15 protein-coding genes are annotated in these 20380 nt (G+C 61.6%); 6 read left to right on the forward strand and 9 right to left on the reverse strand.

Annotation, left to right across the window (positions count from 1 at the left end):
* Positions 1-61: 61 nt before the first annotated feature.
* The 6 genes from FXO12_RS12840 (at position 62) to FXO12_RS12865 (ending at position 9736) form a co-directional block, all read left to right on the forward strand.
* Positions 62-1228, forward strand: a complete 1167-nt coding sequence (locus tag FXO12_RS12840; RefSeq protein ID WP_057976886.1) for an efflux RND transporter periplasmic adaptor subunit — start codon at positions 62-64, stop codon at positions 1226-1228.
* Entirely contained in the window at positions 1225-4320 is a 3096-nt protein-coding gene (locus tag FXO12_RS12845) for a multidrug efflux RND transporter permease subunit (RefSeq protein ID WP_060772871.1), read from the forward strand. Before FXO12_RS12840 ends, FXO12_RS12845 begins: the two co-directional genes overlap by 4 nt.
* 7 nt (positions 4321-4327) lie before the next feature.
* Positions 4328-5020: a heavy metal response regulator transcription factor gene (locus FXO12_RS12850; protein ID WP_057976884.1), complete on the forward strand. Its 693-nt coding sequence runs from the start codon at positions 4328-4330 to the stop codon at positions 5018-5020.
* A complete protein-coding gene (locus FXO12_RS12855; RefSeq protein ID WP_054898816.1) occupies positions 5010-6374 on the forward strand; it encodes a heavy metal sensor histidine kinase in 1365 nt (454 codons plus the stop codon). Before FXO12_RS12850 ends, FXO12_RS12855 begins: the two co-directional genes overlap by 11 nt.
* Before the next feature lie 381 nt (positions 6375-6755).
* The gene (locus FXO12_RS12860) at positions 6756-8078 is read left to right on the forward strand and encodes an OprD family porin (RefSeq protein WP_034126341.1); all 1323 of its coding nucleotides are present in this window, start codon (positions 6756-6758) and stop codon (positions 8076-8078) included.
* Between the two features lie 161 nt (positions 8079-8239).
* Complete coding sequence (locus tag FXO12_RS12865; protein ID WP_054898815.1) at positions 8240-9736, forward strand: diguanylate cyclase; 1497 nt, start codon at positions 8240-8242, stop codon at positions 9734-9736.
* A gap of 173 nt (positions 9737-9909) precedes the next feature.
* Here FXO12_RS12865 and lpxC read toward each other — a convergent pair whose 3' ends face one another.
* From lpxC to murD, 9 genes are all read right to left on the reverse strand, one after another.
* Positions 9910-10821, reverse strand: coding sequence for a UDP-3-O-acyl-N-acetylglucosamine deacetylase (lpxC, locus tag FXO12_RS12870; RefSeq protein ID WP_003171886.1), 912 nt, complete (start codon positions 10819-10821; stop codon positions 9910-9912).
* 112 nt (positions 10822-10933) lie between these two features.
* Positions 10934-12130, reverse strand: a complete 1197-nt coding sequence (ftsZ, locus tag FXO12_RS12875; protein ID WP_003188685.1) for a cell division protein FtsZ — start codon at positions 12128-12130, stop codon at positions 10934-10936.
* A gap of 75 nt (positions 12131-12205) precedes the next feature.
* Positions 12206-13468 (reverse strand): cell division protein FtsA, encoded by a 1263-nt coding sequence (ftsA, locus tag FXO12_RS12880; RefSeq protein ID WP_003188682.1) that lies wholly within the window; start codon positions 13466-13468, stop codon positions 12206-12208.
* A 15-nt stretch (positions 13469-13483) separates the two neighbouring features.
* Positions 13484-14353 carry a cell division protein FtsQ/DivIB gene (locus tag FXO12_RS12885; protein ID WP_019816943.1) on the reverse strand — a complete coding sequence of 290 codons (870 nt, stop codon included), beginning with the start codon at positions 14351-14353 and terminating at the stop codon, positions 13484-13486.
* A 4-nt stretch (positions 14354-14357) separates the two neighbouring features.
* Positions 14358-15314: a D-alanine--D-alanine ligase gene (locus FXO12_RS12890; protein WP_014716974.1), complete on the reverse strand. Its 957-nt coding sequence runs from the start codon at positions 15312-15314 to the stop codon at positions 14358-14360.
* Positions 15311-16759 (reverse strand): UDP-N-acetylmuramate--L-alanine ligase, encoded by a 1449-nt coding sequence (gene murC / locus FXO12_RS12895; protein ID WP_003188677.1) that lies wholly within the window; start codon positions 16757-16759, stop codon positions 15311-15313. The genes FXO12_RS12890 and murC overlap by 4 nt, the downstream gene beginning before the upstream one ends.
* Positions 16752-17822 carry an undecaprenyldiphospho-muramoylpentapeptide beta-N-acetylglucosaminyltransferase gene (gene murG / locus FXO12_RS12900; RefSeq protein WP_003188675.1) on the reverse strand — a complete coding sequence of 357 codons (1071 nt, stop codon included), beginning with the start codon at positions 17820-17822 and terminating at the stop codon, positions 16752-16754. Before murG ends, murC begins: the two co-directional genes overlap by 8 nt.
* Positions 17812-19035, reverse strand: coding sequence for a putative lipid II flippase FtsW (gene ftsW / locus FXO12_RS12905; RefSeq protein WP_003188673.1), 1224 nt, complete (start codon positions 19033-19035; stop codon positions 17812-17814). Before ftsW ends, murG begins: the two co-directional genes overlap by 11 nt.
* Positions 19032-20378 (reverse strand): UDP-N-acetylmuramoyl-L-alanine--D-glutamate ligase, encoded by a 1347-nt coding sequence (gene murD / locus FXO12_RS12910; protein WP_034126339.1) that lies wholly within the window; start codon positions 20376-20378, stop codon positions 19032-19034. The genes ftsW and murD overlap by 4 nt, the downstream gene beginning before the upstream one ends.
* Positions 20379-20380 lie beyond the last annotated feature (2 nt).

A 20380-nucleotide genomic window follows, 5' to 3' on the forward strand; every position in this document is an offset into this window, starting at 1 on the left:
TACCCAACCTTCAACTGGCAGCTTGCAGCTTAAAACGTGCAACTGCGCCCCGGCGCCTCCCATGCAGACAAAACGAAACACGGCCCTGATGGTGGGCATCCTCTTGGTATTGGCGGTGGCCGCCTGGGCAGTAACACGGCCTGCCAAGCCCCGCCTGGCAGCGGCCACGGCGATCCCGGTACGGGTAGTGAGCGTCGCGCAACAGGACGTTCCCAGGTTTGTCAGCGGCATAGGCTCAGTGCTGTCGTTGCACAGCGTGATGATTCGCCCGCAGATCGACGGCATCCTCACCCAGTTGCTGGTCAAGGAAGGCCAATCGGTGAAAGCTGGCGATCTGTTGGCTACCATCGACGACCGCTCGATCCGCGCCAGCCTCGACCAGGCCAAGGCTCAATTGGGCGAAAGCCAGGCACAGTTGCAAGTGGCATTGGTCAATCTCAAGCGTTACAAGGCGCTAAGCATCGACGACGGTGTGTCGAAACAGACCTATGACCAGCAACAGGCACTGGTCAACCAGCTCAAGGCCACGGTGCAGGGCAATCAGGCGGCCATTGATGCGGCTCAAGTACAACTCTCCTATACCCAGATTCGCTCCCCGGTCAGCGGCCGCGTGGGCATCCGCAATGTGGACGAAGGCAACTTCCTGCGCATGAGCGACACCCAGGGGCTGTTTACCGTCACCCAACTCGACCCGATTGCCGTTGAGTTCTCGCTGCCACAGCAGATGCTGCCGACCTTGCAGGGCCTGATCGCCGCCCCCACCCGGGCCACCGTCGACGCCTACCTGGGCGCCGACACCGATGGCCAGACCGGCGATCTGCTCGGCGAAGGCCACCTGAGCCTGATCGACAACCAGATCAGTTCCACCACCGGCACCCTGCGGGCCAAGGCCGAGTTCAGCAACCCGGCGCATAAGCTATGGCCGGGACAACTGGTGACCATCAAAATCCAGACGGCCCTCGACAAGGACGCCCTGGTGGTACCGCCGACCGTGGTGCAGCGCGGGCTGGACTCACATTTCGTGTACCGCGTAAGCGCTGAAAAAGTCGAGGTGGTGCCGGTGGAGGTCGCCTACCAGAACAGCGACATCAATATCATCAAAGGCGTGCAGGCCGGCGATGTGCTGGTCAGCGATGGGCAATCGCGGCTCAAGGCCGGTGCGCAGGTGGAGGTGCTCAAGGAGCCGCCGCAAGTGATCCACACCGCCAACGCCCAGGTGCAGCCATGAGCGCCAGCCGGTCGCCCTCGGCCTGGTGCGTTGATCACCCGGTCGCCACCCTGCTGTTGACCTTCGCATTGGTGTTGCTGGGGATTATTGCCTTCCCGAACCTGGCCGTCGCGCCATTGCCGGAAGCGGAATTCCCGACCATCCAAGTTACCGCGCAACTGCCTGGCGCCAGCCCGGACACTATGGCCTCATCGGTGGCCACGCCTCTTGAAGTGCAGTTCAGCGCCATCCCCGGCATGACCCAGATGACCTCCAGCAGCGCCTTGGGCTCCAGCCTCTTGACCCTGCAGTTCACCCTGGAAAAAAGCATCGACACCGCCGCCCAGGAAGTCCAGGCCGCGATCAACACCGCGTCCGGCAAGCTGCCCAGCGACATGCCGAGCTTGCCTACCTGGAGGAAGGTCAACCCGGCAGACAGCCCGGTGCTGATCCTCAGCGTCAGTTCCAGCAACATGCCCAGCACCGAGCTGAGCGACTACGTGGAAACCCTGCTGGCGCGCCAGATCAGCCAGATCGACGGCGTCGGCCAGATCAACATCACCGGCCAGCAACGCCCGGCGATTCGCGTGCAGGCCTCCCCTGACAAGCTCGCGGCCATTGGCCTGACGCTCGCCGATATACGCCTGGTCATCCAGCAGTCGAGCCTCAACCTGGCCAAGGGCGCGATCTATGGCGAAAACAGCGTGTCCACCCTGTCGACCAACGACCAGCTGTTTCACCCGGAGGAATACGGCCAACTGATCGTTTCCTACAAGAACGGTGCGCCAGTTCAACTGCGCGATATCGCCAACGTCGTCAACGGCTCGGAAAACGCCTACGTACAAGCCTGGTCCGGCGATACGCCTGGGGTGAACCTGGTGATTTCGCGCCAGCCCGGCGCCAACATCGTCGACACCGTCGACCGCATTCAAGCCGAGCTGCCGCGCCTGCAAGGCATGTTGCCGGCCTCGGTGCAGGTCAGCGTGTTGACCGATCGCACCAAGACTATCCGCGCCTCACTGCACGAAGTGGAAATGACCCTGCTGATCGCCATCCTGCTGGTGGTGGCGGTGATGGCGTTGTTCCTGCGTCAACTGTCGGCGACGCTGATTGTGTCTGCGGTGCTGGGTGTCTCGCTGGTGGCCAGTTTCGCCCTGATGTATGTGATGGGGTTCAGCCTGAACAACCTGACTCTAGTGGCCATCGTGATCGCCGTGGGCTTTGTGGTGGACGATGCGATTGTGGTGGTGGAGAACATCCATCGGCACCTGGAGGCAGGCCTGGGCAAGCGCGAAGCAGCGATCAAGGGCTCGGGAGAAATTGGCTTTACCGTGGTATCCATCAGCTTCTCGCTGGTGGCGGCGTTTATTCCGCTGCTGTTCATGGGCGGGGTGGTCGGTCGGTTGTTCAAGGAGTTTGCGTTGACGGCCACCGCGACCATTCTGATTTCAGTGGTGGTTTCGCTGACATTGGCACCGACGCTGGCCGCCTTGTTCATGCGTGCCCCTACCCACCCTGCCCACGCCAAACCCAGCTTCAGCGAACGCCTGCTGGCCGGCTATGCGCGCAACCTGCGCCGTGCCCTCGCGCACCAACGCAGCATGGCCGCGATCTTCGTGGTAACCCTGGCCCTGGCGGTGGTCGGCTATGTGTTCATTCCCAAGGGATTCTTCCCGGTGCAGGACACCGGTTTCGTGCTCGGCACCAGCGAAGCGGCGGCCGATGTGTCGTACAAGGACATGGTCGCCAAGCACAAGGCCCTGGCCGAGATCGTCAAGGCCGACCCGGCGGTGCAGGCGTTTTCCCATTCGGTGGGCGTTACCGGCAGCAACCAGACCATCGCCAACGGCCGCTTCTGGATCGCCTTGAAAGACCGCAGTGAGCGCAATGTGTCCGCCAGCCAGTTCATCGACCGCATCCGCCCGCAACTGGCGAAGGTGCCGGGCATCGTGCTGTACCTGCGCGCCGGTCAGGACATCAACCTGAGCTCCGGCCCCAGCCGCGCCCAGTACCAATATGTGCTCAAGAGCAACGACGGCCCGACGCTGAACACCTGGACCCAACGCCTCACCGAAAAACTGCGCGCCAACCCGGCGTTTCGCGACCTGTCCAACGACCTGCAACTGGGCGGCAGCATCACCCATATCAGCATCGACCGCCAGGCCGCCGCGCGCTTCGGGCTGACCGCCACCGATGTCGACCAGGCGTTGTACGACGCCTTCGGCCAGCGCCAGATCAACGAGTTCCAGACCGAGATCAACCAGTACCAAGTGATACTTGAACTGGACAGCCAACAGCGCGGCAAGGCCGAAAGCCTCGACTATTTTTACCTGCGCTCGCCACTGACCAATGAAATGGTGCCGCTGTCGGCCTTGGCCAAAGTCGACCCGCCCACAGTCGGGCCGTTGTCCATCAGCCATGACGGCATGTTCCCCGCCGCCAACCTGTCATTCAACCTCGCGCCCGGCGTGGCCCTGGGCGACGCAGTGATCATGCTCGACCAGGCCAAGAACGAAATCGGGATGCCGAGCACAATCATCGGCAACTTCCAGGGTGCGGCCCAGGCGTTCCAGAGCTCGCTGGCCAACCAACCCTGGCTGATCCTCGCGGCGCTGGTAGCGGTCTACATTATCCTGGGTGTGCTGTATGAGAGTTTTGTGCACCCACTGACGATCATTTCCACCCTGCCCTCGGCGGGCCTCGGTGCGCTGGTCATGTTGTGGCTGCTGGGCCAGGACTTTTCGATCATGGCCTTGATCGGCCTGGTGCTGCTGATCGGCATCGTGAAGAAAAACGGTATCTTGATGATCGACTTCGCCCTGGAGGCGCAGCGGGTACGCGGGCTGCCGCCCGAAGATGCGATTTATGAAGCCTGCGTCACGCGGTTCCGGCCGATCATCATGACCACCCTTGCCGCGTTGCTCGGCGCCGTGCCGTTGATGCTCGGCGCAGGCCCCGGGGCGGAACTGCGCCAGCCGCTGGGCATCGCGGTGGTCGGTGGCTTGTTGGTGAGCCAGGCGCTGACGCTGTTCACCACGCCGGTCATATACTTGTACCTTGAACGTTTTTTCCACAGGCCCAAACCAGCGCTGGCGCTGGCGACCACACACTGAGGCGGTCATGCGCGTCCTGATTATTGAAGATGAAGAAAAAACCGCAGACTACCTGCACCGCGGCCTGACGGAGCAAGGCTATACCGTCGACGTGGCACGTGAAGGCGTCGAGGGTCTGCACCTGGCGCTGGAGAATGAGTACGCGGTGATCGTGCTCGATGTGATGTTGCCCGGCCTGGACGGCTTTGGCGTATTGCGAGCGTTGCGCGCCCGCAAGCAGACGCCGGTGATCATGCTCACCGCCCGCGAGCGCGTGGAAGACCGTATCCGCGGCCTGCGCGAAGGCGCCGATGATTACCTGGGCAAGCCGTTTTCGTTCCTGGAACTGGTGGCCCGCCTGCAAGCCCTGACCCGCCGCAGCGGCGGCCATGAACCGGTGCAGGTCACCGTCGCCGACCTGTGGATCGACCTGATCAGCCGCAAGGCCAGCCGCAACGGTGTACGCCTGGACCTGACCGCCAAGGAGTTCTCGCTACTCAGCGTATTGGCGCGGCGCCAGGGCGAGATCCTGTCCAAGACTGCAATTGCCGAGATGGTCTGGGACATCAATTTCGACAGCGATGCCAACGTGGTGGAAGTGGCGATCAAACGTCTGCGCGCCAAGCTCGACGGACCGTTCGAACACAAGCTGCTGCACACCATTCGTGGCATGGGCTATGTGCTGGAGAATCGCATGCAGGAAAACCACAGTGGTCGCTAATTCCATCGCCCTGCGCCTGAGTGGCATGTTCACCCTGGTGGCGCTGCTGATCTTTCTGTTGATCGGCGGCGCGCTGTACCAGCAGGTCGACCGTGGCCTGGGGTTGTTGCCAGGTGCCGAGCTGGATGCGCGCTACAGCGTACTGGAGTCGTCGATCAATCGCTTCGGCACGCCGGAGCATTGGGCCAAGATCAGGTCCAAGCTCAAGCTGTTGGGGGAAGAAGACAAGCGCATCCGTTTCTGGGTGGTCAGCAGCGACCCGAGCTACGAATACGGTGAGCCGGATGCGCAGATTCGTGCCTTTGCCGAGGGCGCCACGGGTAAGCGCGACCTGCGCCTGCCGGGTCACGATTATCCCTTCAAGGTGCTGGTCAGCCAGTTTGCAGCCAAGGACCAGCGCCCGGCGCTGCGCTTCATGATTGCCATCGACACGGAGAACTTCCGCGCCACCCAGCATCACTTGCTGGTGGCATTGGTCAGCCTGGCGCTGGTCGGTGTGGTACTGGCGGCACTGTTGGGGTTCTGGGTCGCGCGTATCGGCCTCAAGCCCCTGGGCAAACTCTCGGATGAGGCGCAAAAGCTTGCACCGCCGAAACTCTCCGGGCGCCTGCACCTGTCGCCGCTGCCGCCGGAATTGAGCCAGTTCGTCAATTCGTTCAACGCCACCCTCGACCGTGTCGAGCAGGCGTATTCGCGCCTGGAATCGTTCAACGCCGACGTCGCCCATGAACTGCGTTCGCCGCTCACCAACCTGATCGGCCAGACCCAGGTGGCCCTCACTCGCGGTCGGTCGGCGGAGCAGTATTTCGAGGTGCTGCAATCGAACCTGGAAGAACTGGAACGGCTGCGCTCGATCATCAATGACATGCTGTTCCTCGCCAGCGCCGACCAGGGCAGCAAGGCCACCAAGCTGATCGAAAGCGCCCTGGCCGATGAAGTGGCCACCACCCTCGACTACCTGGACTTCATCCTCGAAGACGCCCAGGTCGAAGTGCGCGTGCACGGCGATGCCGTGGTGCAGATCGAAAAGGCCCACCTGCGTCGCGCACTGATCAACCTGCTGAGCAATGCCGTGCAACACACGGCGCCGGGGCACGTCATCGACGTGCACATTGAAGTGCAGGCACACCAGGTGACGATTGGCGTGACCAACCCCGGCGAGGTCATTGCCAGCGAACACTTGCCACGCCTGTTCGAACGCTTCTATCGGGTGGATGCATCGCGCAGCAACAGCGGGGCCAATCATGGGCTGGGGCTGGCCATCGTCAAGGCGATTGCGTTGATGCATGGGGGGGATGTGTTTGTGCGTAGTGAAGGCGGTGGCAATACGTTTGGTATCACCCTGCCGATCTAAACAACTCGGTCAAAATGTGGGAGCTGGCTTGCCTGCGATAGCATCACCACGGTAGGCCTGGCATACCGAGGTGTCTGCATCGCAGGCAAGCCAGCTCCCACAGAAGATCCCATGGCCCTCACTGTTGCGGTTTGGGCAATAGTTATTATCTTGTTACACTCTGTATCGCACCGCTCGCCTGCGTTACTTTGACGCATCGATGAGCGCGACGGCAAAGGCAGCTGACCACTCACCCGAATTTCCCTCGACTTATTTCCAGGGCTCTACACTGGGAATCTGTCTTAAAGCCGCTGACTTCAGCGGCTTTTTTTTGCCGTGAAAAAAGGCCGGGCACACCCCCACGACACTGGCCGTTCATGATTGACCAAAGGAGCTCCACCGGTGAAGAACTCGCTGACGTTCACCCCGTTATTCCTCGCAATCGCAGCAACGATCATCCCCCTTGCCCACGCGGCAGACGCCCCGCCCGTCGAAGGTTTCGTCGAGGGTTCACACCTCACGATCAACACCCGCAACTACTACATGAACCGCGACCGGCGCGATATTCATACCGATGACAGCAAGGAATGGGGCCAGGGCTTTATCGGCACCTTCGAATCCGGCTACACCCAGGGCACCGTCGGCTTCGGCCTGGACGTCAATGCCATGCTCGGCCTCAAGCTCGACGGCGGTGGTGGTACGGATGGTTCCAGCATCCTTCCGTATGGCAGCGGCAACGGCAAAGCGCCGGGTTCGTTCTCGACGGCTGGCGGCACCTTGAAGCTGCGCGCCTTCGACACCGAACTGAAAGCCGGCGACCTGTTCCTCAACAACCCGGTGATCGCCGGCGGCATGACGCGCATGTTGCCGCAGACTTTCCGTGGCGTGAGCCTGACCAACCACAGCTTTGACGGCTGGATGATCGAAGGTGGCCAGGCCAGTTTTACCAAGCTCTACAACCAGAGCGGCCATCGGCGCATCGGCACCAGCTACGGCACACTGCCCGCCAACACCGACAGCCAGCATCTGGACTGGGCTGGCGTGTCGTTCAGCGGGATCGAGGGGCTGACCAGCAACCTGTACGCCTCCGAACTCAAGGACGTCTGGCACCAGTATTACTACGACGTGGAATACACCTATGCCCTGAACAACCTGGTCAGCCTGACGCCCGGCCTGCACTACTACCATACCCAGGACACCGGCCAATCGCTGCTGGGGGATATCGACAACAACACCTACAGCCTGCATTTCACCGTGGGCGTGGGCAACCACAGCGTCACGGCGACTTATCAGCGGGTCAATGGCAACACGCCGTTCGACTACATCACCCAGGGCGACAGCGTGTACCTGGACAACTCCCAGCAGTACTCGGATTTCAACGGGCCCAACGAGCGCTCCTGGAAGCTCAAGTACGCCTACGACTTCGCCGGCCTCGGCGTGCCCGGCCTGACGTCCGCCGTGTCCTACATCAGCGGCAAGACCGACCTGACCAAGGTCGACCCCAACAGTCGTGGCTACAGCAACTGGTACAGCGCCGATGGCAAGGACGCCAAGCACTGGGAGCGCGATATCGACCTGAAATATGTGGTGCAGGGCGGCAAGGCCAAGGACTTGGCCGTGCGCCTGCAATGGGCGACCAATCGCGGCAGCAATGGCTACTCTGCAGTGGACCGCGATGTGGATGAATACCGTGTGATCGTGGATTACCCGATCAACGTGTTCTGAGTACAGGTGGGAGCGAGCTTGCTCGCGAAAAACGTTAACGATAACGCGTGCTTCCTGAATAAACGCGGCGTCTGTGAGTTTTCGCGAGCAAGCTCGCTCCTACAGCCATATTTAAGAGTTGCTACTACGCTAAGGGCATTCTCAACGCAGAAGTGTGCCCGATGAGTTCAAGCCTTACCCGCCCCAACCGCCGCCCGGAGCGCCTGCTGATCCTGGGCAGTACGCTCACGGTGTTGCTGATCGTGGGGGTCGTCACTGCGCTGCTGATTCGTGAACATGCCAATACCCTGCAGACGGCCAAGCGCACCGCCAATACCATCACTCAATTGATCGACGCGGACGTGCTGCGCAATGTCGAACTTTACGACATGGCCCTCAAAGGCTTGATCAGCGCCACCGAGCGCACCGACCTGCAAGACGTTTCAGAGAGCATCAGGCACTTGGTGCTGTTTGATCGTTCCGCAGCGGCGCCCTACAAGGGCGATATCCTGCTGTTGGACCCGGCCGGCGAGGTGATTGCCGATTCGTCCCTGCTCACGCCAAAGCTGGGTAACTTTGCCGATCGGGACTATTTTCAGGCGCACCGCACCAACCCCGACCTGGGCTTGTATATCAGCCGCCCGTTCATGGCGCGCTGCCAGTGTGCCGACCCCTGGCGCATCGCGTTCAGCCGTCGCGTTTCGTCACCGGATGGGCGTTTCCTGGGAGTGGCGGTCGCGTCCATGCGCCTGTCGTACTTTCATCAGTTGTTCAGCAGCTTGAACATCGGCAGCAACAGCACCATCAACCTGCTCAACCACCAAGGCATCCTGCTGGCGCAAGAGCCTCTGCTGGAAGCAGATATCGTCGACAAGGACCTGAGCCAGCGCCCGAATGTGGCGCGCATGCTGCGCGAACGGGACGGCAGCTTCCAAAGTATCTCCAGTGTCGATCGCCAGGCACGGCTCTACAGTTTTTCGAATGTGGGCAACTTGCCGCTGATCGTGGCGGTGGCCTTGTCCAGCGATGAAATGTTCGCACCCTGGCGGCGTGCGGCGTGGCTGGTCAGCATCGCGACCGGAGTGTTGTGCGTGGGCCTGTTGTGGCTGACTTGGGCACTGTGCATGGAGTTGCGCCGCCGCCATCGGGCTGAACAGGTGCTGTCAGAACTGGCAGCCACCGACGCCCTTACCGGCCTGGCCAACCGTCGCACGCTGGACGAACGCTTGCGGCTGGAATGGGACCGGGCACAACGCTCCACCGAGTCGTTGAGCGTACTGATGATCGATGTGGACCACTTCAAGGCCTTCAACGACCGCCATGGTCACCAGGGCGGCGATGAGGCGTTGCGTGCAGTCGCGCATGTGATCGCCAGCCATATCCGCCGCCCTGCCGACCTGGCGGCGCGTTATGGCGGTGAAGAGTTCGCGGTGGTGCTGCCCAATACCGACGCCAAGGGCGCGTGGGTGATCGCCGAGCATATCCGCAAGGGGGTCCAGCACTTGCCGAGAGTGGCCGGGGATGAGCAACCGATCACTGTGAGCATCGGACTGAGTACCTGGCAGAAGCACAGCCGTATCTCCCTTGAAGACCTGCTGCTCAAGGCTGACCAGGCGTTGTATCAGGCCAAGCACAGCGGCCGTAACCGGATAGTGGATGTTTCAAAAACCTCAAACTGATGAGGTCAGGTGTGGGAGCTGGCTTGCCTGCGATGGCGGTGGGTCAGCTACCTATAAGCTAACTGGCAGGCCGCTATCGCAGGCAAGCCAGCTCCCACATTTGGATCTTCGTCGGGCATAAAAAAAGGCCACCCGAAGGTAGCCTTTCAAAACTAAAGAAAGAGAGTTGTTACTTACACCGCCGCAACGGGACGCATGTAAGAGATCGGTGCGGTGCTGGCATCTTCGAAGGTCACGACTTCCCAAGCGTCTGTCTGCTCAATCAACTTGCGCAGCAGCTGGTTGTTAAGGGCGTGGCCCGACTTGAAGCCTTTGAACTCGCCTATCAGGCTATTGCCCAGCAGGTAGAGGTCACCGATTGCATCGAGGATCTTGTGCTTCACGAATTCGTCTTCATAGCGAAGGCCGTCTTCGTTCAGTACACCATCCGCGTCGACCACAATGGCGTTTTCCACGCTGCCGCCGAGTGCGAGGTTGTGCTTGCGCAGGTACTCGATGTCACTCATGAAACCAAAGGTGCGGGCGCGGCTGACTTCTTTTACGAACGAAGTGCTGGAAAAATCCACGCTTGCACTTTGGGTGCGGTCACGGAATACCGGGTGATCGAAATCGATCTCAAAGCTCACTTTAAAGCCTTCGAACGGGACGAAGGTGGCGCGCTTGTCGCCGTCTTCTACTGTCACTTCCCGCAGAATGCGAATGAACTTCTTGGCTGCGTCCTGTTCTTCCAGGCCGGCAGATTGAATCAAGAATACGAAGGGGCCAGCGCTGCCATCCATGATCGGGACTTCGGACGCGGAGAGCTCGACGTAGGCGTTATCGATGCCCAGGCCAGCCATGGCCGAGAGCAAGTGCTCCACCGTGTCCACTTTGACGTCACCGTTGACCAATGTGGTCGACATAGTGGTTTCGCCAACGTTTTCCGCGCGAGCAGGAATCTGCACCACAGGGTCCAGGTCGGCACGCACAAACACGATGCCGGTGTCGACAGGTGCAGGCTTGAGGGTCAGGTATACCTTCTCCCCGGAGTGCAGACCTACACCTGTGGCACGAATAATATTCTTCAGGGTGCGTTGTTTAATCATGGCTTGGACCGCTTCAGCGCAAATTGCGAACTGGTATCAACAAAGGCTGGCGATAATAGCAGACCAGACCTTTGCTGAACACCAATCACCTTCATAGCCCTGATACATTCCATTAATCGGCCTGACGACGCAGGAATGCCGGGATGTCCAGATAGTCCAGGTCATCTTGCGGATTCGGGCTACGGGACGCCGCAGCACCGGCCTGAGCCTGGTTGCGCATCACGGTCGGACGGTCCAGGTCACGGTAGTTGACCGACGGCAGTTCCTGGCGAGCAGGGGCTGGAGCGGCAGCTGCCTGGCTGGCCTGGCTGGTGTGCAGGGTGTTGTCGATGACCTTCACAGGCTTCTCGATTTTTGCACCCAGGCCGGTAGCAACCACGGTTACATGCAGCTCATCGCGCATGTCCGGATCAATAACGGTACCGACTTTGACCATGGCGTGCTCGGACGCGAAGGCTTCGATGATGCTACCCACGTCGGAGTACTCACCCAGGGACAGGTCAGGACCGGCGGTGATGTTCACCAGGATGCCGCGTGCACCTTGCAGGTTCACGTCTTCGAGCAACGGGTTGCGGATGGCCGCTTCGGTGGCTTCGCGTGCACGGTTCGGACCGCTGGCGCAGCCAGTGCCCATCATCGCCATGCCCATTTCGCTCATCACAGTACGTACGTCGGCAAAGTCGACGTTGATCATGCCTGGGCGCTTGATGATGTCGGAGATACCGCGAACGGCACCGGCCAGTACATCGTCAGCCTTGGCGAAGGCGGACAGCAGGCTGGCATCCTTGCCCAGGATGGTCAGCAATTTCTCGTTGGGGATGGTGATCAACGAGTCGACGCTTTCAGACAGCAGACGGATACCTTCGTCGGCGATCTGCATGCGCTTGCGGCCTTCGAACGGGAACGGACGCGTCACGACAGCAACGGTCAGAATCCCCATTTCCTTGGCCACTTCGGCAATGATCGGGGCCGCACCGGTACCGGTACCGCCGCCCATGCCAGTGGTGATGAACACCATGTTGGTGCCTTGCAGCACTTCGGCAATACGCTCGCGGTCTTCCAGGGCGGCTTGACGGCCGACTTCCGGATTGGCGCCAGCGCCAAGGCCTTTGGTCACCGCGGTGCCCAATTGCAGGATGGTCCGGGCGCCGATGCTTTTGAGCGCCTGGGCATCAGTGTTGGCGCAGATGAACTCAACGCCTTCAATGTTGCTCTTGACCATGTGGTTGACAGCGTTGCCGCCGCCACCGCCGACACCGATTACTTTGATAACCGGGCTAGCGGGGATGTTGTCTACGAGTTCGAACATGTTCCCTCTCCTTTCATTTTCTCTAGTTTTTTCGCCTACTGCTTATTGCGGGTGTTGCGGTGTCGCGGTAAATCTTTAGAAATTGCCTTTTACCCAAGCCTGCAGCCGCTCGAACAATGGCGCTTTCGCCTCGTCGTCGCTGCGGTAGCTGTCACGGATGCTCGGGCCTGACAGGGAAATGCCGTCGGTCTGCTTTTGCAGCCCGTACAACAGCAAGCCCACACCGGTGGAATAAATCGGGTTACGCACCACGTCGCCCAGGCCCTTCACGCCATGGGGCACGCCCAGGCGCACCGGCATGTGGAAGATTTCCTCGGCCAACTCGACCGCGCCTTCCATCTTCGAGGTGCCACCGGTCAGCACGATGCCGGCCGGGATCAAATCTTCGTAGCCGCTGCGGCGCAGCTCAGCCTGGATCAGGGTGAACAGTTCGTCGTAGCGTGGCTCGACCACTTCGGCCAGGGCCTGGCGCGACAGCTCGCGAGGTGGACGATCACCGACGCTTGGCACCTTGATGGTCTCGCCGGCACCGGCCAGCTTGGCCAGGGCGCAGGCGTAGCGGATTTTGATTTCTTCGGCGTACTGGGTCGGTGTGCGCAGCGCCATGGCGATGTCGTTGGTGACCTGGTCGCCGGCAATCGGGATCACGGCGGTGTGACGGATCGCACCCTCGGTGAAGATCGCGATGTCGGTGGTGCCGCCGCCAATGTCCACCAGGCACACGCCCAGTTCTTTTTCGTCGTCGGTCAGGACCGAGTAGGCCGAGGCCAACTGCTCGAGAATGATGTCGTCGATTTCCAGGCCGCAGCGGCGCACGCATTTTTCAATGTTCTGTGCGGCGTTGACGGCGCAGGTCACCACGTGGACCTTGGCTTCCAAGCGAACGCCCGACATGCCCAGGGGCTCGCGCACGCCTTCCTGGTTGTCGATCACGTAGTCCTGCGGCAGGGTGTGCAGCACGCGCTGGTCCGCCGGGATCGCCACGGCCTGGGCAGCGTCGAGGACGCGCTCAAGGTCGGCCGAGCTGACTTCACGGTCGCGGATCGCCACGATGCCGTGGGAGTTCAGGCTGCGGATGTGGTTGCCAGCCACGCCGACGAACGCCGAGTGAATCCGGCAACCGGCCATCAGCTGCGCTTCTTCGATGGCGCGCTGGATCGATTGCACGGTGGACTCGATGTTCACCACCACGCCCTTCTTCAGGCCCCGGGACGGATGCGTGCCAATACCGACGATTTCGATCGCGCCGTCTTCCCCGACCTCGCCCACCAGCGCCACCACCTTGGAGGTGCCGATATCGAGACCGACGATCATTTTGCCGCTTTGCACGTTTGCCATGGGTCCTGCCTCTTCTTAATTCTTCGCGACAGCGGGTTGTGCTGCCGTGGGCGCAGCCGGTGTACGCCAGCCGACGGCCAGGCCGTTGGCGTAACGCAGGTCGACGCTCGCAATGTTCGTAATCTGTTCTTTCAAGGTTTTTTCATAGATGGCAATAAAGCGGCGCATCTTTTCCACCAAGCGGTCGCGTCCCAGCAACAACTCGATGCCCGGGCCGGAACTGCCTGCCCCGGTCGTCAAAAACCAGCTGCCCCGCTCACGCAATTCCAGGCGTGCAATGGAGAAGCCCAGTGGCCGCAGCATCTGGCTCAAGGCCTGGTACTGCTGCATCACTTGCTGCTGCGCCCGCTGCGGCCCGAACAGCTGCGGCAGGTGTTCATAGTTGGCCAGCTCACGCGGAGTGAACGCCTGGCCCTGGTTGTTCAACAGCGCTTCATCGCCCCAACGGGCCACGGGCAGTTGTTCTTCCAGGCGAATCGTGACCTGGTCCGGCCATACTCGGCGAACTTCGGCGTGGGCGATCCACGGCATCTGTTCCAGCTCCGAGCGCATGCCGGCCAGGTCGATGGTAAAGAAGCTCGCCGCCAGGTATGGGCCGATGCGCTGCTGTACCGCTTGCTGGCTGATGTAGCTCAAGTCGCCCTGCACGCTGATCTTGGTGATCGGCCGGTCGGCATACGGCAACAGACGCTGCGCGCCTTCGTACGTGCCAAAGCCCAGCACCACCAGCAGCACCGGCCAGAACAGCGCCTTGATAAAACCAAAGTTGGCTTTTGGCAGGCGCGCCGACATCGGCTCTTTAGCCACCATTCGGCTTGCACCCCGTGGCACCGGCTTGCGGCTCGGTGCTTGTGGGGGCTGATGACGAAGCGATGCGCCGTTCATGTGTTTAGCCTCTTGGCTCAATGCTGTCGGCCAGGATCGCCAGCACTAACTGCTGGAAATCCAGACCGGCGGCACGGGCTGCCATGGGAACCAGGCTGTGGTCGGTCATGCCCGGTGCGGTGTTGACTTCAAGGAACCAGAAATTCCCTTGGTCATCCTGCATCACGTCTGCCCGCGCCCAACCGGCGATACCCAGCGCCTCACAGGCTTTCGCCGTGAGGTCCATCAATTCCTGTTCCTTGGTTGCTTCGAGCCCACACGGGATCCGGTACTGAGTATCGGAAGCCAGGTACTTGGCGTCGTAGTCATAAAAGGTGTGGGGCGTGCCCAAAGCGATGGGCGGCAATACCTGTCCACGCAGGGTGGCGATGGTGTACTCGGGACCGGAAATCCACTGTTCCACCAACACTTGCGAATCGTAGGTACTTGCCGCTTTCCATGCGTCGATCAATTCGGCGGCCGAGTTCACTTTGGCCATGCCGATACTGGAGCCTTCATGGGCTGGTTTGACGATCAAAGGCAGGCCCAGTTCCTTGGCCGCAGAAATACAATCGTCTTCACTGCACAGTACGGCGTGACGTGGGGTCGGAATGCCCAGGCTGTGCCACACCTGCTTGGTGCGCAACTTGTCCATCGCCAAGGCCGACGCGAGGATGCCGCTGCCGGTGTAAGGGATGCCGGCGCATTCGAGCAGGCCCTGCATGCTGCCGTCTTCACCGCCGCGGCCGTGAAGAATGAGAAAGGCACGGTCGATCTTCTCGGCCTGCAGGCGGGCAAGGAAGTCATCGCCCACATCGATACCGAAGGCATTCACGCCAGCACTTTGCAGCGCCTCAAGCACCGCATTGCCGGACTTGAGCGACACTTCGCGCTCGGCGCTCTTGCCGCCGAACAACACGGCCACGCGACCGAAGTCGGCAGGCGCAAGGGTGGAAAACAGGGAGCCGTAATCAGTGGTCATTTCGACTTCCCCTTGGCGGCGGCTGCAAACAGCGGGCTCGCCAGCAATTTGGGCGCAAGGCCACCGATATCACCGGCCCCCTGGCACAGCAGGATGTCACCAGCACGCAACAGCGGCTTGACGATAGGCGCCAGGTCCACGCCACGCTCGATGTAGATCGGGTCCAACTGGCCGCGCTGGCGGATGCTGTTGCACAGCTTGCGGCTGTCAGCGCCCGGGATCGGTTCTTCACCGGCCGGGTAGACTTCCATCAGCAGCAGCACGTTGGCATCGGCCAGTACATTGACGAAATCGTCGTACAGGTCGCGGGTGCGGCTGTAGCGGTGCGGCTGGTACACCATCACCAGCCGGCGCTCCGGCCAACCACCGCGCACGGCCTTGATAACGGCCGCAACTTCGGTCGGGTGGTGCCCGTAGTCGTCCACCAGCATCACGTCACCGCCTTCGACCGGCAGTTGGCCGTAGACCTGGAAGCGACGGCCCACACCGGCAAAGCGCGACAGGCCCTCGACGATGGCTTCATCGCTGACGCCTTCATCGGTGGCAATGCAGATGGTCGCCAAAGAGTTCAGCACGTTGTGATTGCCCGGCATGTTCACCGACACGTCCAGAGGCTCGCGATCGGGGCGCAGCACGGTGAAAAAGGTTTGCATGCCTTCCTGGCGCACATTGATTGCGCGCACGTCGGCGTCTTCGCTGAAGCCGTAGGTCACGGTAGGGCGTTTGACCTGGGGCAGGATTTCACGCACCACCGGGTCGTCCAGGCACACCACCGCCAACCCGTAGAACGGCAGGTTGTGCAGGAAGTCGACGAAGGTTTTCTTCAACTTGTTGAAGTCGCCGTCGTAGGTCGCCATGTGGTCTTCGTCGATGTTGGTGACGACGGCAACCAGCGGTTGCAGGTGCAGGAAGCTCGCGTCACTTTCATCGGCTTCGGCGATCAGGTAGCGACTGGTGCCCAGCTGGGCATTGGTGCCAGCTGCATTCAAGCGGCCACCGATGACGAAGGTCGGGTCCAGGCCACCGGCGGCGAACACCGAGGCGATCAGGCTGGTGGTGGTGGTCTTGCCATGGGTACCGGCCACGGCGATGCCGTGGCGATAGCGCATCAGCTCGGCAAGCATCTCGGCACGCGGTACCACAGGGATACGGCGCTCAAGGGCGGTCGCCACTTCCGGGTTGGACGTGTTCACGGCGCTGGACACCACCAGCACGTCAGCCTCGGCGGCGTTCTCGGCACGGTGGCCGATGAAGATCTGTGCGCCAAAGGACTTCAGGCGCTCGGTGACCGGCGACTCTTTCAAGTCCGAGCCGGACACCTGGTAGCCCAGGTTCAGCAACACTTCGGCAATCCCGCACATGCCCACGCCACCGATACCGACGAAGTGAATACGACGGATGCGGCGCATCTCGGGTTGCGGCATGGCTTTCTGATTCTCAACCATGGGCCACCTCCAGGCAGATATCGACCACGGTGCGGGTTGCGTCAGGTTTGGCCAGGCGGCTTGCGGTGCTCGCCATGCTGTTGAGTCGTTCCGGTTGCATCAAAACCTCGGTCAGGCGTGCGGCCAAATCGGCGGCGCCAGTCGTTCTTTGCGGCAGCAGGAAGGCAGCGCCCTCCCCGGCCAAATATTCGGCGTTGCGGGTCTGGTGATCGTCGATGGCGTGGGGCAAAGGCACCAGCAAGGACGGCAGACCGGCGGCCGCCAGTTCACTGACGGTCAGCGCACCAGCGCGGCAGACCACCAGGTCGGCCCAGCCATAGGCTTGGGCCATGTCTTTGATGAAGGGCTGTACATTGGCCTCTACACCGGCCTCGCGATAACGCGCGGCGGTGACTTCATCGTGGTTCTTGCCGGCCTGGTGGAAGATCTCCGGGCGCACATCCTCAGGAAGTTGCGCAACGGCTTCAGGCAGCAATTTATTCAGTGGCTCGGCACCCAGGCTTCCGCCCAGGATCAGCAGGTGAGCCTTGCGCCCGGCCAGCGCGTCACGCGCAATGGCCATGAACAGTTCGGTACGCACCGGGTTACCGGTGGTGCGAAGCTTGTCGGAGGCGGCGAAGGTTTTCGGAAAGGCTTCACACACCCGCGCGGCCAATGGCACCAGCAGGCGGTTGGCGGTACCGGCGACGGCGTTCTGTTCATGGACGATCACCGGCACGCCCGCGAGTTTCGCCGCAACGCCACCAGGGCCGGTCACATAACCACCAAAGCCAAGCACACACACCGGCTTCAACTCGCGAATGATCTTGCGCGCCTGCATGACCGCCTTGAGCAACACGAACGGCGCCTTGAGCAATGACAACTTGCTCTTGCCGCGCAACCCGGTGACGTTGATCAAATGCAGCGGCAAACCGGCATTGGGCACCAATTCGTTTTCGATGCCACGGGGCGTACCCAGCCAGTGCACGGTATAGCCACGGTTCTGGAATTCACGGGCGCAGGCCAGGGCCGGGAACACATGCCCCCCGGTACCGCCCGCCATGATCAGCACGTTAGCGCCCATGAGTCGGCTCCTCGGCGAAGTCGCTCTCGCTGAACTCCATCTCTTCGCTGCCCAGGTGGGTGCGACTCTCCCACTCGATACGCAGCAACAACCCGAGACAGGCGCAGCAAATCACCAACGAGCTGCCGCCGTAACTGAGGAACGGCAAGGTCAGGCCCTTGGTCGGCAGCAGGCCGACGTTCACGCCGATGTTGATCAGGAACTGGCCGATCCACAGGAAGGCCAACCCATAGGCAACGTAGGCGGCGAAGAACTGCTTGGCCTTCTCGGCCCACAAGCCGATGTACATGGCGCGCACACAGACGAATACAAACAGAGCCACGGTGCACAGCGAGCCCACCACACCCAACTCTTCGGCCAATACCGAGAACACGAAGTCGGTGTGGGCTTCCGGCAGGTAGAACTGCTTCTGCACACTGTTGCCCAGGCCCACACCCAGCCACTCGCCTCGACCGAAGGCAATCAGCGCCTGGGTCAACTGGTAGCCGGAGCCGAACTGGTCGGACCAGGGGTCGGTAAAAGTAATCAGACGCGCCATCCGGTAGGGTTGCGCCTGCACCAGGATGGTCACGGCCGCGACTGCCAGCACCACCATCAAGGTGAAGCGGAACAGCCCGACCCCACCCAGGAACAGCATCGCGGCGGCGGCGCCCATCATCACGACCGTGGCCCCGAAGTCGGGCTCCATCAGCAGCAGGCCAGCCATGGGCAGCAGCACGATGAACGGCTTGAAGAAGCCCATCCAGCTTTCGCGTACTTCTTTCTGACGGCGCACCAGGTAACCGGCGAGGTAGATCACCACGAACACCTTGGCGATTTCCGAAGGCTGCACGTTGAACGCGCCGAAGCCGATCCAGCGCATCGAACCGTTCACCTCGCGGCCAATGCCCGGGACGATCACCATGACCAGCAAGCCGAACGCACCGATCAGCATCAGCCAACCCAGACGCTGCCAGGTGGCAATCGGAATCATCATGGTGACGATGCAGGCGCCCAGGCCGATCACCAGGTACACCAGGTGGCGGATCATCATGTACAGCGTGTTGCCCGACTGCACGGCAGCCACTTCGGAGGACGCCGAAGTGATCATCACCAGGCCCAGGCCGAGCAGCGCCAGGCAACCGGCGAGCATAGGGAAATCAAGGTCAATGCCGCGCCCGGTAATGATCGGCGACGGGTATGGCTTGATGATGTTTCTCAGGTTGAGGCTCATGCCAAAGCCTCCACGGCGCGGGCGAACAGTTGGCCGCGCTCTTCATAGTTCTTGAACATGTCGAAGCTGGCGCACGCGGGCGACAGCAACACCGCATCGCCAGGCTGGGCCAGGGCTTTGCTCTGGGCAATGGCATCATCCAGGGAAGCTGCGCGTACTTGCGGTACAGCGTCACCGAGGGCGGCGGCGATCAGGTCCGAATCGCGGCCCATCAGCACCACGGCGCGGCAATGGGCGGCGACTGGCGCTTTAAGGTCCTTGAAGTCGGCGCCCTTGCCATCACCACCGGCGATCAGCACCAGCTTGCCGTCGATATCGGCACCCAGGCCTTCGATGGCCGCCAGGGCTGCACCGACGTTGGTGGCTTTGGAGTCGTTGTAATAGCTGACGTCATTGAGGTCGCGCACCCACTGGCAGCGATGCTCAAGCCCGGCAAACGTGCGCAGGCTGGCGAGCATGGCGTCGAATGGCAGGCCAACCGCGTGACCGAGTGCCAAGGCCGCCAGGGCATTGGACTGGTTGTGTGCGCCACGGATTTTCAGTTCGCGTACCGGCATCAGGTTCTGGAATTCGAACGCCAGGTACTTCTCGCCGTTCTCTTCACGAATGCCGAAGCCTTTGAAGTCCGGTTTGCCCAAACCGAAGGTCCAGCAGGGCATGCCCTCGCCCATCAGCGGACGGCTCAGGGCATCCTGGCGGTTGACGACAAATTGCCTGGCGCCCCGGAAGATTCGGTGCTTGGCCAGGTGATAAGCCGGCAGGCCGCTGTAGCGGTCCATATGGTCTTCGCTGACGTTCAATACCGTCGCCACTTCAGCGCCCAGGTCGTGGGTGGTTTCCAGCTGGAAGCTCGACAATTCCATCACATACAGCTCGACGTCGTCGCTGAGCAGGTCCAGAGCCGGCACGCCAAGATTGCCGCCGACGGCCACACGCTTGCCCGCCGCCGCTGCCATCTCGCCGACCAGAGTGGTAACGGTGCTTTTGGCGTTGGAACCGCTGATGGCCACGATCGGCGCCTTCGCGTTGCGTGCGAACAGGTCGATATCGCCAGACAGCTTCACGCCACGGGCCGCAGCTGCTTGCAGGGCCGGTGTCGCCAGGGCCAGGCCCGGGCTCACGTAGAGCTCGTCGGCACGACACAGAAACTCGACATCCAGCTCGCCACAACGCACTTCCACGTGCGGGTAGTCACGGCGCAGCGTGACCAGCTCCGGTGGATTTTCCCGCGTATCGGCCACGGCAAACGACGTGCCCCGGTTCGCCAGGAAGCGAACCAGGGACATGCCGCTCTTGCCGAGGCCGACAACGATGCGGAAGTGGTCTGAAGCGATCAAGGACACTC

Source organism: Pseudomonas sp. J380 (assembly GCF_009827115.1).
Lineage (GTDB): Bacteria > Pseudomonadota > Gammaproteobacteria > Pseudomonadales > Pseudomonadaceae > Aquipseudomonas > Aquipseudomonas paracarnis.

What these genes read in the sequence shown, in the direction of transcription:
- FXO12_RS12850 (WP_057976884.1), top strand. Translation starts at nt 4,328, where the DNA reads ATGCGCGTCCTGATTATTGAAGATGAAGAAAAAACCGCAGACTACCTG.
- ftsA (WP_003188682.1), bottom strand. Translation starts at nt 13,468, where the DNA reads ATGGCAAACGTGCAAAGCGGCAAAATGATCGTCGGTCTCGATATCGGC.
- FXO12_RS12845 (WP_060772871.1), top strand. Translation starts at nt 1,225, where the DNA reads ATGAGCGCCAGCCGGTCGCCCTCGGCCTGGTGCGTTGATCACCCGGTC.
- murG (WP_003188675.1), bottom strand. Translation starts at nt 17,822, where the DNA reads ATGGGCGCTAACGTGCTGATCATGGCGGGCGGTACCGGGGGGCATGTG.
- lpxC (WP_003171886.1), bottom strand. Translation starts at nt 10,821, where the DNA reads ATGATTAAACAACGCACCCTGAAGAATATTATTCGTGCCACAGGTGTA.
- ftsW (WP_003188673.1), bottom strand. Translation starts at nt 19,035, where the DNA reads ATGAGCCTCAACCTGAGAAACATCATCAAGCCATACCCGTCGCCGATC.
- FXO12_RS12865 (WP_054898815.1), top strand. Translation starts at nt 8,240, where the DNA reads ATGAGTTCAAGCCTTACCCGCCCCAACCGCCGCCCGGAGCGCCTGCTG.
- murC (WP_003188677.1), bottom strand. Translation starts at nt 16,759, where the DNA reads ATGGTTGAGAATCAGAAAGCCATGCCGCAACCCGAGATGCGCCGCATC.
- FXO12_RS12890 (WP_014716974.1), bottom strand. Translation starts at nt 15,314, where the DNA reads ATGACCACTGATTACGGCTCCCTGTTTTCCACCCTTGCGCCTGCCGAC.
- ftsZ (WP_003188685.1), bottom strand. Translation starts at nt 12,130, where the DNA reads ATGTTCGAACTCGTAGACAACATCCCCGCTAGCCCGGTTATCAAAGTA.
- FXO12_RS12885 (WP_019816943.1), bottom strand. Translation starts at nt 14,353, where the DNA reads ATGAACGGCGCATCGCTTCGTCATCAGCCCCCACAAGCACCGAGCCGC.
- FXO12_RS12840 (WP_057976886.1), top strand. Translation starts at nt 62, where the DNA reads ATGCAGACAAAACGAAACACGGCCCTGATGGTGGGCATCCTCTTGGTA.